The 14,447-nt window shown below is 65.2% G+C and carries 10 protein-coding genes; 6 read left to right on the top strand and 4 right to left on the bottom strand.

Annotated features, from left to right (window positions below; translation table 11 throughout):
* Positions 1–43: 43 nt before the first annotated feature.
* Together ACXR2T_RS13540 and ACXR2T_RS13535 are read right to left on the bottom strand one after the other, a co-directional pair.
* Complete coding sequence (locus ACXR2T_RS13540; RefSeq protein ID WP_458838517.1) at positions 44–2,953, bottom strand: DEAD/DEAH box helicase; 2,910 nt, start codon at positions 2,951–2,953, stop codon at positions 44–46.
* Entirely contained in the window at positions 2,950–3,375 is a 426-nt protein-coding gene (locus tag ACXR2T_RS13535) for a (deoxy)nucleoside triphosphate pyrophosphohydrolase (protein WP_458813393.1), read from the bottom strand. Before ACXR2T_RS13535 ends, ACXR2T_RS13540 begins: the two co-directional genes overlap by 4 nt.
* Before the next feature lie 143 nt (positions 3,376–3,518).
* On the opposite strand from ACXR2T_RS13535, the gene ACXR2T_RS13530 reads away from it, so the two are divergent.
* From ACXR2T_RS13530 to ACXR2T_RS13505, 6 genes are all read left to right on the top strand, one after another.
* Entirely contained in the window at positions 3,519–5,624 is a 2,106-nt protein-coding gene (locus tag ACXR2T_RS13530) for a hypothetical protein (protein WP_458838518.1), read from the top strand.
* Between the two features lie 68 nt (positions 5,625–5,692).
* Positions 5,693–6,607: an alpha/beta fold hydrolase gene (locus ACXR2T_RS13525; RefSeq protein ID WP_458838519.1), complete on the top strand. Its 915-nt coding sequence runs from the start codon at positions 5,693–5,695 to the stop codon at positions 6,605–6,607.
* A gap of 118 nt (positions 6,608–6,725) precedes the next feature.
* Positions 6,726–7,118, top strand: coding sequence for a DUF2510 domain-containing protein (locus ACXR2T_RS13520; protein WP_458838520.1), 393 nt, complete (start codon positions 6,726–6,728; stop codon positions 7,116–7,118).
* Positions 7,119–7,520: 402 nt separating this feature from the next.
* Positions 7,521–9,419, top strand: a complete 1,899-nt coding sequence (locus tag ACXR2T_RS13515) for an HNH endonuclease signature motif containing protein (protein WP_458838521.1) — start codon at positions 7,521–7,523, stop codon at positions 9,417–9,419.
* A 176-nt stretch (positions 9,420–9,595) separates the two neighbouring features.
* Entirely contained in the window at positions 9,596–10,651 is a 1,056-nt protein-coding gene (gene lplAB, locus ACXR2T_RS13510) for a lipoate-protein ligase LplAB (RefSeq protein ID WP_458813403.1), read from the top strand.
* Between the two features lie 68 nt (positions 10,652–10,719).
* Positions 10,720–12,654 carry a hypothetical protein gene (locus tag ACXR2T_RS13505; RefSeq protein WP_458838522.1) on the top strand — a complete coding sequence of 645 codons (1,935 nt, stop codon included), beginning with the start codon at positions 10,720–10,722 and terminating at the stop codon, positions 12,652–12,654.
* 3 nt (positions 12,655–12,657) lie between these two features.
* Here ACXR2T_RS13505 and ACXR2T_RS13500 read toward each other — a convergent pair whose 3' ends face one another.
* Positions 12,658–13,749 carry a quinone oxidoreductase family protein gene (locus tag ACXR2T_RS13500; protein ID WP_458838523.1) on the bottom strand — a complete coding sequence of 364 codons (1,092 nt, stop codon included), beginning with the start codon at positions 13,747–13,749 and terminating at the stop codon, positions 12,658–12,660.
* Between the two features lie 40 nt (positions 13,750–13,789).
* Entirely contained in the window at positions 13,790–14,053 is a 264-nt protein-coding gene (locus ACXR2T_RS13495) for a CopG family transcriptional regulator (protein ID WP_458838524.1), read from the bottom strand.
* Positions 14,054–14,447 lie beyond the last annotated feature (394 nt).

Genomic DNA, 14,447 nt, shown 5'->3' with positions numbered 1-14,447 from the left:
TGGCGGCGAGGAGCGTCTGCGCGCGTGCGCGGGGTCAGTTGGCCTAGATTATTGCCGGCTCGCTGCCCGTGATCAAGTAGTCGTAGAGGCTCTCGTTAATCGGCGCTTCAAGGTGCAAGTTCATTGTCACTACATCAAGTTGCGTGCCGTCCTTGCCTGGCATCGTCTCTTGCACAGGGTCCCGTGACTCAGCCTGCCCGAGGTAGTAGAAATCGAGCCCCTCGGCGTCGTCCTTTTTCACGAAGAGGTGCAGCGGCACCTCACGGTTCACGATGGCTTTTACCTCAGCGCTCTGTAGTGTGCGTCGCGATCGCGTAAACCACCGCAGTGTTGAGTGGTCGAGTAGCTCATCCTCATACTGCGTACTCTCTGAGACATCGTCGTCCTTGTGGTAGGTCACGAATACGGGACAGGAGCTCGACTCTCGGTCTACTTTGTAGCCATAGATCGTGCTGTACTCGTTCGCCCGCCAGTTCAGCATGCGGCACACGTCTTTACGTGAGTACATGCGCCCAACTTGCAGCACAGCGGTCCAGTTGTGTCGGTGCCGCGCGAGATACAAGCCAGTTTCAATCGCATCGTCGACCTGCGCCCGCAAGAACGCAGACCCCGCAAGAAGCTCCGCAATCCGAGGTGCCAAGGCATAACTCTCGAGCGCGACCGTGACGATCGCCGAACCGCCGTAGCTCGCCCGCTCAGCCTCGGTGAAGAACTCGAGCGAAACTATGCGGTCGACAGACGCGATGGTGTCTTCTGCGACTGTGCACCCTGCGGCGGCGAGCCTGGCGGCGTACTCGGTGCGTGGCAAACGTCCATCGGCGATCAGCCATTTGAGCAACAGCAGTTCGTGTGGGCGTTTGCCGTTCAGCAACTCACCAGTCACAAAGTTGAGCAGCGCGGCCTGATCCGGAGCAGGAGGTTCAGACACCGCCCGCATCTTGACCAGAAAGTTCCAGTAGTTCTTGTTCTTTTTCGCAAGCGTTACCGGGTCGACCGTGTCGAAGCGGGCAAAGTCATATAGCGCAGGCGGGTGCCCGAGGCGCTGTTGCAAGTCGAGGAACGCTCCCTTGAGGTTCTTCATGCTGTCGAGCTTGATCGCTTCGAGCGAGCGCAAGACCCTGTCGCGCGAGATGCGGTCGAAGTTGATGCTCGAGATACCCGAGATCACCCCGGCCGTATCGGCATCAACAAGTTTGCGTCGCACGACGTCTTTGTTGAGCGAGCTATCACCCGTGAGCGCAATGGGAATCAAATAGTTGTTGGTGTAGTTGCCGATGAAGTCGATCACCCGCACGTGATCTTTACCGGATGCCTTGCGCAGCCCGCGCCCGAGCTGCTGCGTAAATATGATGCTCGACTGTGTCTGCCGCAGCATCACAATCTGGTTGAGGGTCGGAATATCGATGCCCTCGTTGAATACGTCGACCGTGAGAATGTAGTCGAGTTCGCCTCGCTCAAGCCGGCGGGTCGCGGCCTCTCTAAACTCGACGGAATCCTGCCCCGTGAGTGCGATCGTGCGCAGTCGGGCACCATGCACCGACCGCTCGTTCAGCAACCGCGACAGTTCATGCGCTTCTTCGCGCCGACTACAAAACACCAGCCCGCGCACCCCTGCGGCGTGGCCGTAGCGTTCGAGCGCCCGCAAAATATGTGCCACCCGCTCGTGTGTGACGAGCGCGCTCAGCGTCGTCACGTCGCCAACCGTTTGCCCGGCGTTGTCGATGTAGTCAGTCACACCGTAGTAATGAAAGGGCGCGAGCATGTCTGCTTCGAGCGCCTTCTGCAGCCGAATCTCGTACGGCACGTTGTAGTCAAAAAGTTCAAAGATGTTGAACCCGTCAGTGCGCTCGGGAGTCGCCGTGACTCCGAGCAAGAACTTGGGCCGCAGCCGGTCAAACACACGCCGGTAGCTGTCGGAGCCCGCGCGGTGAACCTCATCAACGAGCACGTAATCGAACGCTTCGGCGTCAATCTGCTCGAGTACGTCGGGCCGCGACAGCGTCTGCACCGTCGCAAACACGTACTTTCGGTCGAGTTCACGCGCACCGCCCACGAGCTTGCCAAACTCGCTCGCGGGCGCACCGAGCACCCGCTGATACGCCGCAATCGCGGCGTCAAGAATCTGCTCCCGGTGCACGACAAACAGCATCTTATGTGGGTTCGCAGCACGCACGTCGAGCGCCGACAGAATCGTCTTACCCGTGCCCGTGGCCGATACGACAACCGCGCGCTGCTCGCCCGCCTCGCGCACGGCCGCAATCGCTTCAAGCGCTTCGAGCTGCATCGAGTTCGGCGCAATCACGCTGGGCAGGGTCTGTGATTCGCGATCCGGATCAACGCCAGCACCGTACGTGACCACGCGCGCGGGCTGCGCGACATAGTTCTTGCGATAGGTCTCGACCCAGTGTGTGGTGAGCGGCACGGAGGCAGCGATCTGCCGCTGCGTGGCGACCCGGAGCTGCGTGACGAGGTCACCCGCGGGCATCGCAGAGAACTGGAGGTTCCACTCCTGGTTTTTGACGAGCGCATTGGCTGTCAGGTTTGAGCTGCCAATGATCGCGGTCGTGTGCGCGCCTTGCTCGAACACATAGCCCTTGGCGTGGAAGCCCGCGTCGCCCTCGTATACATGCGTGGTGACGCCCTCGAGCGCGAGCAGTTCTGCGAAGACGTCTGGCGAGTTGAAGCCCAGGTAAGTCGACGTGATGATCGTGCCCGTGCCATCGAACTCAACGAGAGCCTGCTTGAGCATCGCCAGCGCGTTAGCCGTGATGAACGCTACCGAGAATGTGAAGCTTCGCGAGCGGCGTAGCTCGCGCTTGATTGCGCGCAGCATGGTCTGCTCAGCCTCGTTCGCGACGAGCTGCGGGTTAAACAGTTGCGGTGCGGCGATTGATGCGTCGAGAAACCCGAAGCCCGTGTCGGCTTCGAGATGGCCGCGCATCAACTGCGTCATGACGCGAGCAGCTCCACGAGCCGCTCTACTGCGGGAATATCTGCGGGAGCCCATTCGAGCGTGGGCAGCTCAGCGACGGGCACCCACCGGATTTCGGCGTGCTCGGTAGCGATCGGCGCGCTGCCCTCGACGGTGCAGATAAACGTTGCGAGGCTCACGACCCCGAAGTCGTACTCGTAGTCAGTTGTATTGACGTACTCGCCAATCTCGGCCTGGCAGTGCAGCTCTTCTTCGAGTTCACGGCGCAGAGCGTCACGCGGCGCTTCTCCCGGTTCGATCTTGCCGCCGGGAAACTCCCATAGGCCGGCGAGCGACATGCCCTCGCCGCGCTTTGCCGCGAGGATCTCGGTGCCATTGTAGATCGCGGCTGCCACAACTTCGATGCGCTTCTTGGGCTTCGTCTGCGCTGCGTGAGTAGTCATCTGCTCCAGCCTAGCCGGCCTCGAGCTTTGTTTCAGTTGAGCACTGCCCTTCTACTGTTCATATACTGGCTGGCATTCGCCTCGCCACCCAACACCCACTCTCACTTGCGACAGACATAACTGCACCCTGTACAGTTACAACCATGCCAATGCTGCCGCGCGTTCTCTTGTCTGCTTCTGCATGCGCGGCGGTGCTCGCCTCAGCGCTCGTGGCTACACCAGCAATCGCTGCCCCGCACGCGGTCACGACGCTCGGTGAGCTACAAACGGCCGTCTCGCTCTGCGAGACAAACCCTGTCGAGGTCACGCTCGCGGCAGACATCTACGAACCGACCACCACGCTGGTGACGCACTGCAACGCGCACATCGACCTCGCCGAGCGGCGTCTCGACGTCGCAAACATTGTCATTGGAACGAGCACCGAGCTCACGCTGTCTGGCACCGACTCGGGAACGAGCACAGGCACCGTTGAAACACACGTCACTCAGGGCTATGCCCCCGGAATCAGCACGGCCGGGGCGACGCTCACCGTATTGAGCGGCACGGTGATTGCCCGTGGTGCCCCCAACGCCGCGGGCATCGGTGGCGGGCTCATGGTCGGACCCAGTGCGGTCGACGCCGGCACCCTCAACGTGTACGGCGGCAGGGTCGAAGCATATGCGGCAGCAAACAGCGGTTACACCGCCGCGATCGGCGGCGGCTACGTCGAAGGCAGCGGCGGTGTGCTCAACATCTTCGGCGGCGACGTCTACGCCCAGAACGACTCTGCCTACGGCGTCGCGGTGGGTGGCGGCGGTGCAGGCGCAAGCGGCAACGGCGGCAGCGGCGCGGCCATCACCGTTCACTCGGGCGGCACTCTCACTGCAGTGGCAAACGGATTCCTCTCAACCGCGATCGGCGGCGGCATGGGCGGCTTCGACGCGACAAACGCGGGCGGCAGCGGCGGTTCGCTCACCATCAACGAAGGCGGGCTCGTCGTGGCGAGCTCCCCCGGTACTCCGTTCGGCGGCGGCCAACCAGGGGGCTTGCCCGCTTCCAACTTCACCGGCGCATTCGGCTCACTGACCGTCGACGGCACGCTGTCGCTACCTCAAGGCACACTTCAGGTCATCGATGACCCCAGCACGACCACCGCAGAGGTCACAGTGGGCGCCGCTGGCATCATTCGCGGCACCGACACCGCACCAACCGAGGGCGCGGCGATCAAAGCCCCCGGCGCGGGCGTGCTGCCCTCGGCCCCCGGCACGATCGCCAACAATGGCACCATCATGCTGCAGCCAGACGCTTCGCTCGTAACCGGCAACAACCGTCTACTCACGTTCAACGCGCCCGAAGCCAGCATCCCGGCGCAGCATGTCTTCGCGCCCAGCCTCACCGCCGCGGGCCTCACCCTGCCCGCGGCTCCCGCGGGCACGCTGTGGAACACCCAAGATGACGGGCTCGGCTCGTGGTTCGACGCCACGAGCTCGACTGCCGGATCGGGCACCACCGCCCTTTACGCGGTCGCGCCCGCCACCCTCACTGTGTCTGCAGCCCCAAACGACTTGGTCGCCACCGCGGGCGTTCCGTTCACCTACCCGGTGACGGTGCTCAGCCCGGGCGGCGGCGCACTCGACCCGCAGCCCGCTCTCACCGCCACCGCCGTCGACTGCGGCGACCCCAGCATCGTCGACACGAGCACTGTGCCGGGGCAGAGCGTGTTTGAGACGGCGGGCACCTGCTCGCTCACCGTGGGCGCTGTCGTGCAGGGCGCGCAGCTCACCAGCACGTTTGAGGTTCGTGTGGTGGCCGCGGCCGCCCAGACCCTCACACTCACGCCGTCGGCTGCCACCGTGCAGCAGGGCGGCACCGTCAAGTTCACCGTTGACGGGGTCGACGCGTACGGCAACACCGCCGACACAAGCGCTGCGGTTCTCACCTCGTCAGTCGCGAGCGATGTTGTCTCGGGGTTCACCGTCACCTTCCCTTCTGCCAGCCCACACACGATCACCGCGACCCTCGGGGCGGCGTCAGCCCAGGCCGTCATCGAGGTCACCCCTGCCCAGGTGCCAGGCCCTACCCCTGATCCGGATCAGAAACCTGCGCAGAAACCCGCCCAAACACCGCAGCCCACCGCGCGCACAGCGGAGCAGGAGTTGGCGAGCACCGGCGCCCGCAACATGGGTGTCGCAGCCGCGGGCAGCCTGCTATTGGCAGCTGCCGGGGCGGTGGGGGCGGTCACGCTCACGCGTAGGCGCGCACGTCACTAGCTCGCGTGGGCGGCACCGCATCAGCAAAAGCTCTGGCGCCGCCCACCCGAACAGGCCAGAATGGGCCCATGACCCCCGCGAACGACGAGACCCCACAGGCGAAGCAGCCAGCTCCCCGGCACGCCTACACCGAGTTCAGCTTCACCGACGCTCACGGCGTCGAGATCTTCGCGTACGAGTGGCAGCCAGCAGATGGCGACGAGCCTATCGCGGCGGTGCAGATCTCGCACGGCATCGGCGAGCACGCGAAGCGGTACGACGCGTTCGCGCAGTACCTCACAAAGGCGGGGTTTGTCGTGTACGCCGACGACCACCGCGGGCACGGCCAGACCGGGTTCACGCAGCACGACGGTGACATGTCGAAGCTCGGCAAGCTCGGCCCCGGCGGACTCGCCGCAACCGAAAACGAGGTGCTGCAGCTCACTGCGATCATTCGCGAGCGCCACCCCGACCTGCCCGTGGTGATGTTTGCGCACTCGTGGGGGTCGCTCATGGCGCAGCGCATTCTCAACGCGCATCCCTTAGCCTGGGACGCCCTGGTGCTCTCGGGCTCAGCCCTGCGCACGTTTCGGCACATGGAGAGCGGCGACCTCAATGCGCGCTGGGCGGGTGAGGGCGCGACGGGCTTCGAGTGGCTCAGCCGCGACGAAGCCGAGGTCGGCAAGTTCGTGGCCGACCCGTTCTGCTTTGGCGCCGACATTCTCAAGCTCTTCGGCGTCGCCGATGGCCTGCGCTTGTTTGGCCGCCCGGTCGCCGGCCTCAGCGCGGGCGTGCCGATTCTCATCGTCTCGGGCGCCGAAGACCCGCTCTCGCGCGGCGACGGCCTCACCCAGCTGGCCGAGGCGTACCGACGCCGCGGCGTGCAAGACGTGACCCTCAAGCTGTACCCCGGCGCGCGCCACGAAACCCTCAACGAAACGAACCGCGACGAGGTGTTCGTCGACCTCTCAACCTGGATCCTCGAGCGCACCTCGACGGCGTAGCGCGCCCGCCTCTTTAGCCCGTAAGCTGCTTGCGTCGCAGATTCTCGATCCGGATCATGCCCGTGCCGCCAGCCACGTTCGTTTGGCACTCTCATAGTGCCGCGTCCAGAATGGCCTTATGACTACGACGACACCTGAGGGCTGGTACGACGACGGTTCTGGCACGCAGCGCTGGTGGGACGGGCAGAAATGGACCGACAAGGTGCAGACGCCACCACCTTTTCAGCCAAGCATCAGTGGCGTGGTTTCACACATTGAGGCCGCGGCAGCCTCGGGTGGACAGCCGCGGCCCGCGCAAACCGGCATGAGCTACGTCGTATTGCAGGTGGTTCTCAAAGAGAAGATGTGGGGCTCGGGGTCTGGCAACCTCACCGAACTCGAAGGCGCGATCAACGCACAGGCCGCCCTGGGATACAGGCTACACACGATCACGACCGCTTCTTCGGGCACCAAGGGCCTCGGCGGAGGCGACCGAATCCAAGCAACTCTGGTGTTCGAGAAACTGGTGTAGTAACGCACGCCGCTTTGGTCGGCGGGCTGCTTGCGGCGCAGTTGCTCGATCCGGATCATGCTTACTCGACCCGAGCACCTCGCGTGCTCGCTTGGACCAGGCGAACGTCGCGAATGACAGCCGACGAAGGGTGTCGTGGGCGAGCGCGAACTTGCTTTGGCCCGCTGTTCTATAAATCTCTCATTGCAACCATGTTCGAAAAATGTAACTTGGTGACGAAGTAAGAATTATCGAACATCGCTCCCTCGGATCCGGTGCGGTGATGCAATCACCACTCGCCCCCGTCGCCCGAGCCCGCCACCTACAAGTCGTTACCATTTCGTGACATTTACATTGCGCCGCGAGAATCTGACCAGGGGTTTTACTTACACCAATGTCGGTGGTTGCGGTGACCATAGAGACATGGAACTTTTCACCTCACTCGCACAGCAGCAGGCGGAGCTACGCCGGCTGCTCGGTGAGGTGCCCGCGACTGCAGCGCTGCCCGACACCATCGCTGGCCTCTCTGACGCAGATGTGATGGCGGTGCTCGACGCGGCGGCAAAACTCGCTCAGACGGCCGACCGGGTGCGCGTCGCCGCGTCGGGTGTCGTCGCGCAGCGCTCCACGCGCGAGGCTGGCCACTCGGGGCTCGCGCAGTCACGCGGTCACCGCAGCCCCGTGTCTCTGGTGCAACAGATCACCGGGGCCTCGCGTGCTCAGGCCGCACGCGAGGTGCGCGTGGGTGAATCATTGTTTGAAGATGGGCCAACGGATGCTGGCCTCGATACTTCCGAGCCGGGCGTTGCCCCGGGTTCTGACGGTGAGGGTGGTTCGGGCACTGGCGCTGGTGCGGGCACTGACACTGGTTCGGGCACTGACGCTTCAGAATGCACCAGCCAACCAACTCTCCCCTGGCACGCACCCCTACGCGCCGCTCTTCTGGAGGGTGCGCTCACGACTGAGCAGCATGATGCGATCCGTAGGGGGCTCGGCGAGCCACCGGTCAGCGCAGGCGAGCAGGAAGGCTCGCCCAGCACCGGCGCTGAAGGTGCCGACGTTGACGACGCCAACGTAGACGGTGGTGAGGACGGAGCCGCGGCTGCGGCTGCGGCTGCGGCTGCGGCTGCGGCTGCGGCTGCGGCTGCCGCACAAGCCGCGAACCTTGCCGCGGTCGAAGCATGGCGGCTTGCGGCCGAGCAGCTCAGCCTTGAAGCCACCCGCCGCACCGTTGAAGAGCTTGCCGGGGCCGCCCGCACCGTGCGCGACATGCTCGACCCCGACGGGGCCCAGCAGCGATTCATGACCCGCTACGAAGGCCGCTCATTTCGCATGTGGGTCGACGCGCACGGGGTGCACCACGGATCGTTCACCTTCGATGACGAATCAGCCGCGTGGGTACGCTCCATAATTAACGCCGCAATGCGACCCCGGCGAGGCGGGCCCCGCTTTGTCAGCGATGAAGACAAAGAAACCGCACGAGAACTGCGTGACGACCCCCGCAGCAACAACCAGCTCACCCACGATCTCCTACTGGACGTCATGCACGCGGGCACCCTCGCCACCGTCGAGCAGGTCTTCGGGGTGAGACAAGCGGGCGTGCGGGTCGTGCACGTCGTCGACGCGCCAGACCCCGAGACCGGGGCGGCCGGGTCTGGCCGGGCGTTCTTTGAAGACGAGAACGCCGCCGTGCCCGTCGATGTCGCGAACCGCATGGTGTGCAACACTGGTGTCGTGCCGGTGACTGTCGACCGCGCGGGCAACCCCCTAAACCTGGGCCGCACCAAACGGTCATACTCTTCAGAGCAGCGCACCGCCCTGTCGCTACGTGACGGCGGCTGCATCTGGACCGACTGCGACCGGCCCGCCTCATACTGCGAGGCACACCACATCGACGAATGGGACCGTGATGGCGGCCGCACCGATATTGACCGTGGCGCCTTGCTCTGCCGCTTTCACCACATGCAACTCCACGCCGGCGGGTGGCGCATCACTCGCGACGGCAAGGGCCCGTTCAAGCTCCACTCACGAGACGGCGACGTTACCGACCTAGCACCCAGAACTGCCCGGCAACTTGCTTGGGCACAGCTCACAGCCGTGCCCACAACGACAAACACGGCCACAGACACCGGCGCAGACACAGACGCAGGCGCAGGCGCAGGCACGCCCTCGACCGCCCCATCAACCACACCCTCAGTGGCGTTTCTGCCGGGCAAGAGCAGACCACCGGCACCCGTGCCACCAGACCAGTGGCAACCCCTGCCGCGCGCGGCGCGCACCCCTGCATCACCGAACCTGACCCGTTTCAGACGGCGAAACTGAGTTCGAGGGGACAGCTGTGCCCATGCCGGGCCTCTTGCCTGCGCCTGCCTAACCTCACCCGACTAACATCAGGCGGATCCTCGCCCGCAGAAAACCCCCGCCGGCACATGAACCACACTTACCAACATGCCCGCTCATGCGTAGCGCCAAATGGGCCCGGGGCGTAACCTATGGCTATGAGTACACACGGGGAGTTCAAGGTACCCGGCGGCAAGCTCGTTGTCGTCGACTTCGAGGTGGCGCACGGCCGCATCAAAGACTTTCGCCTCTCTGGCGACTTCTTCCTCGAACCCGACGATGCACTCGAGTGCATCAACGGGGCCGTCGAAGGCATGGATCCGGGCGGCACCATCGAGGACTTCGCCGTCGCGATTCAAAAAGCGCTTCCCAAAGAAGTGCACCTGCTCGGCTTCACCCCCGGGTCGGTGGGCGTCGCGATTCGTCGCGCCATGACGGGCGCCGCCCACTGGCGCGACTACGACTGGCAGATTCTGCACGAGCCAGCCGTCACCCCCGTCATGAACGCCGCCCTCGACGAGGTGCTCACGATCGCCGTCGGCGAAGGGCTACGCGGCCCCACCCTGCGCATCTGGGAGTGGAACGAACCCGCCGTCTTCATCGGCAGCTTCCAGTCCATCAAGAACGAGGTCGACGAAGACGAGGCCGCCGCCCGCGGCGCCAAGATCGTGCGGCGCATCTCAGGCGGCGGCGCGATGTATATGGAGCCCGAAGCCTGCATCACCTACGCCCTGTACGTGCCGGGCGAGTTGGTGCGCGGCATGAGCTTCGCCGACTCATACGCCTACCTCGACGAGTGGGTGCTCGAAGCGTTGCAGGCCCTCGGCATCAACGCCAGCTACAAGCCGCTCAACGACATTTCGAGCCCTCAGGGCAAGATCGGCGGAGCTGCCCAGAAGCGGCTCGGCTCGGGCGCCGTGCTACACCACGTCACCATGGCCTACGACATGGACGCCGAAGCAATGACGCAGGTGCTGCGCATCGGCCGCGAGAAGCTGTCAGACAAGGGCACCGCGAGCGCGCAAAAGCGCGTCGACCCGCTGCGCAGCCAGACCGGGCTCAGCCGCGAAGCGATCATCGACAAGCTCGTCGAGGTCTTCACACAGCGCCACGGCGCGACTGTCGGCGAGGTCACCGAGGGTGAGTGGGACGCCGCCGAACGACTCGTCGAGCAGAAGTTCTCGACGCTCGAGTGGATCAAGCGGGTCCCGTAGCCCAAGCGTGTAGGCCCACCCGCCTGCGCTCATTGGAGGATGTCCGAGGCCACCAGTAGGCTCAAACCATGCACGCCGATGAGTCTCAATTTCACGCCGAACTGCGCGCGGCGATGCGCCAGCCGTCACCCGTCGAGTTGCTCAGGGTGGCGAGTGCGCTCATCGCGCTACCCGGCATCGATCCGGCCGAACAAGAGGCTGCTTGGCGCGCGATGCTCGAGGCCCAAGCTGAGAGCGACGCGAGCGGCGTCGGCAGCGCCGGCGAGCAGCTCCGGATCGACGCCTCACGCCCCATCACGCCCACCGATGTTGCCGTCCACCTGCTCGTACCCGCGTTGATCGCGCAGGACGTGCCCGAGCTGAATGCGGTGCTGCGCGTCTGGGGCGAGATGCTCGGTGACGAAGGCGCACGCCTGCGCATCGCGCACGCGGTGAGCCGACGCGACCAGCCCGCATGGCTCGACGCCCTTTCGCTTGCTCGCGTCGACCGGGCCGTGTCGGTGACCGATGTGTTTGGCGAACGCGAAACCCTGCTCGTCGGCGTTGTTATCGCAGAAGAACGCCTTACAGTCGCGTGTGATCTGCACACCCGGGGTACTACCGTCATCGAAGACGCCGACATGGCTCCTCTGCCCCTCGAGTCTTTGGTCACCGACGCACACCCCGGTGCGCCCGGCGCCAAGGGGCGTCGTGAACTCAGCCTCGCTACCGCCGGGGCCCGGCTCGCGAAAGCGCTTGCGGCCACGATCAACGTTTCTGCGGCGAGCGAAACCGACTCGTGGCCGGCCGTGCGCCCCGCCCTCGAGTGGATTGCGCGCCTCATGCCCGGCGAGGGGACGGCGGTCGACAGCGCCAACAACAACAACAACACCAACACCGCGCACGATGACCGCAGCGACGAACTGCGCCAGCTCGCCGACGAGTTTCGTGCCTCCCCTGAGGCGAGCGCCCTGCCGAAAGGGGCAGCCGACCAGGTTGAGACGCTCTTGCGGCTTCGCGCCGACTACGGCTCGGGCGACGCACTCCGGTGGGGCCCGCGCTTCGTGCACGACCTCATGACCGACCTGTACGTGCGCAGCTATCACGCCCCCGACAAGGTGCTCTTGCAGCTTCCCGCACTCCTGTCTGCGCTCGTGCAGTGGGCCAACACCCGGTCAGGTATTTCTGCGAGCGCGACCGCCCTCACCCTGCACGAGATCGCCGAGCTCACCCCTAAGTTTCAGGGCATCGTGGCGGAGAACGCGAGCAACGCTGCCGACCTTGAACGTCTCGCCCAAGGCAGGCCGCCCAAACCTAAGCGCATTCAGCGCTCCAAAGCCCCAGCTCACGCGTACGGCCAGCACCCGATGGACGACTTTCTACTCGAGCATTTTCCGCAGGGCGCCCCGACAGGCAGCGAAGCAGAAGAGAACGCCGGCATGCGCCAGTTCACCCTCTACATGCTCGAACTCGAAGTCGGCAGCCGCGGCGAACTCGCCACGCTCACCGACAAACCGCTGCCGCCCATCAGTTTTAGCGACGCCCTCGCGGGCTACGACGTCCCCACCGTCGTAGCCGAGCGGCTGCGCACCGTCGCCCCACTCATCGCCGAACGGTTGCCCGCCGTCATCTCCAACCCCGTGCTTGTGACCGAGATCGTGACGATTGCCTACCGCGTGCTCGCACGGTCGGCCGCGGGTGATCCGGGGCTGTATCGCCGGCGCGCTCACGCCAAAGCGATCGCGGCCGCGGCGTGCTGGGTCGCGGCCGCCGGCAACGGCATGTTCACTGAGCACGAGGTGCCGGGCTTCGACGAAGCGTCGCTCGCGGCGGCGTTCGACCTCGAGCAGCTGGACACAGTAGACGCGATCGAGCCGACGCTGCGCGAGCGCGGCGAGGCGATGGTGCGGGCGATGCGCATCACGATCTACAAGCAGTCGGGCGAGTTCTTCTTTGGTGACCCGGGCTTCTACACGCAGCCGATGCGCGCTGACATCATTTGGATGCGCGATCATCGGGCCTAGCCGCTACGCCGTCAAAATCACCTTGCCCGTCGTGCCGCGGCCCTCGAGCGCGGTGTGTGCGGCGGCCGCGTCGGCGAGCGCAAACCGCTCACCGATGCGCACGTCGAGCACGCCGCCCTGCACGCCAGTGAACAGGTCACCGTAGCGCTTCGCGCGCTCGGCGGGGGTGCGCAAGAAGTGCGCCAGCGTGGGGCGGGTCACCCGCAAAGACCCGCCAGCATTGAGTCGCTGCAGGTCGAACGGCGGCACCGGCCCGCTCGCCGCCCCAAACAGCACCAGGTCGCCGCGCACCCTAAGCGACCTGAGCGAGCCGTCGAACGTCGCCTGCCCCACCCCGTCGAACACGGCCTTCACGCCCTCGCCGCCGGTCATGTCGCGCACCCGGTCGGCGAAGTCTTCGTAGCCGATCGCCAGCAGTGCACCGGCGCGCACGCTCAGCTCTTGTTTCTCGGGCGTCGACGCGGTCGTAATGACACGCACCGCCCGCGCCGCGAGCAGCTGCGTGAGCAACAGCCCCACGCCGCCCGCGCCCGCGTGCACGAGTGCCGTGTCACCGGGGCCGAGCCGCACGATCGAGTTCGCGAGGTAGTGCGCGGTGAGCCCCTGCAGCGGCAGTGCGGCAGCAACCTCGGCGCTCACCCCCTCGGGCACGCGCACGGCCTTCTCGGCCGCGACCACAAACTGCTCGGCATAGGTTCCGCGCCCCTCGGCCGTGGTCACCAGGTCACCCACGCGAATCGGCTCGCCTGGCGCTGCGGCATTTTGATCCGGATCATTGGCCGCGCCCATTTCGCCGCCCGCAGCCGACCGCTCACGAGCCAGGTCACCAGCGTCAGCGCCAGCCTCAGCGCCGGAGCCCGCGTGACCGGGCAGAGCCGGGCCGACCGCGATCACGCGGCCGCAGCCCTCGGCCCCCGGGGTGAACGGAAACGGCACGTGATAGAGCCCCGAGCGCTGGTAGGTGTCGATGAAGTTGACGCCCGCCGCGACGGTTTCGACGAGCAGCTCGCCGGGGCCCGGCACGGGCGTCTCGACGGTGGTGAACTGGAGAACCTCGGGCCCGCCCGTGTGCGGGGCAACAATTGCGCGCGTCATGCTTCGAGCCTACGCCTCGTGCACCTGTACGGGATAGCCCTCAAATAGCGTCGATGAGATCTCTGACCGTCTGAGAAATGCTGGTTTGATGTGACCGCGCGAGCGCCTCGAGTTTTGCGCGCCTGGCGGCATCCAGCCTCACTGTCACCGGGCGTACATCAGCTCCTACACTTACTGGGCGGCCAGCGCGCGAAGGGCCGAGGTGCCCGCCGGTGTAACCCGCGTCGGACTCGTCGTCTGCCGCCCAGCGCTCAACGTCTTCATCAGTGAACGGGACCCCGTTCACATCAGCATGCTTGCCCATTTCGCTACCTCCGTGTTCCAAGCCCTACTTCAATCAACACTTTCTTCGTGGCTGGCATAGCGTGATACACGAGCCACCCATCTGGCTCGTTTTCTACGGCCACATACTCCAAGAGTCGGCCCGAGGCATCTACGCCCACGCCCACCCAACGAATCGGCTGAGTGTCACGCGCACGGCTTCTGAGCGTGTTCTCAAACGCTTGCACCACGTCCTCGACAGTAATCTCTGGACGTTTCACAACCACTCTGGGATGGACGCTTACCCGCACAGCGTCAGCTACTTTGCTTATTTATGTATGACATATCTTATTGTAAGACATAAATAGTCAAGTGTCCATGGCGCGGCGGTGCCGCGTTGCGCCAGGTACCACGGGGTCACCGCCACAGAACCCGCC

It is taken from the genome of Leucobacter faecis, assembly GCF_054456635.2.
This window is presented reverse-complemented; position numbering and strand designations above follow the sequence as displayed.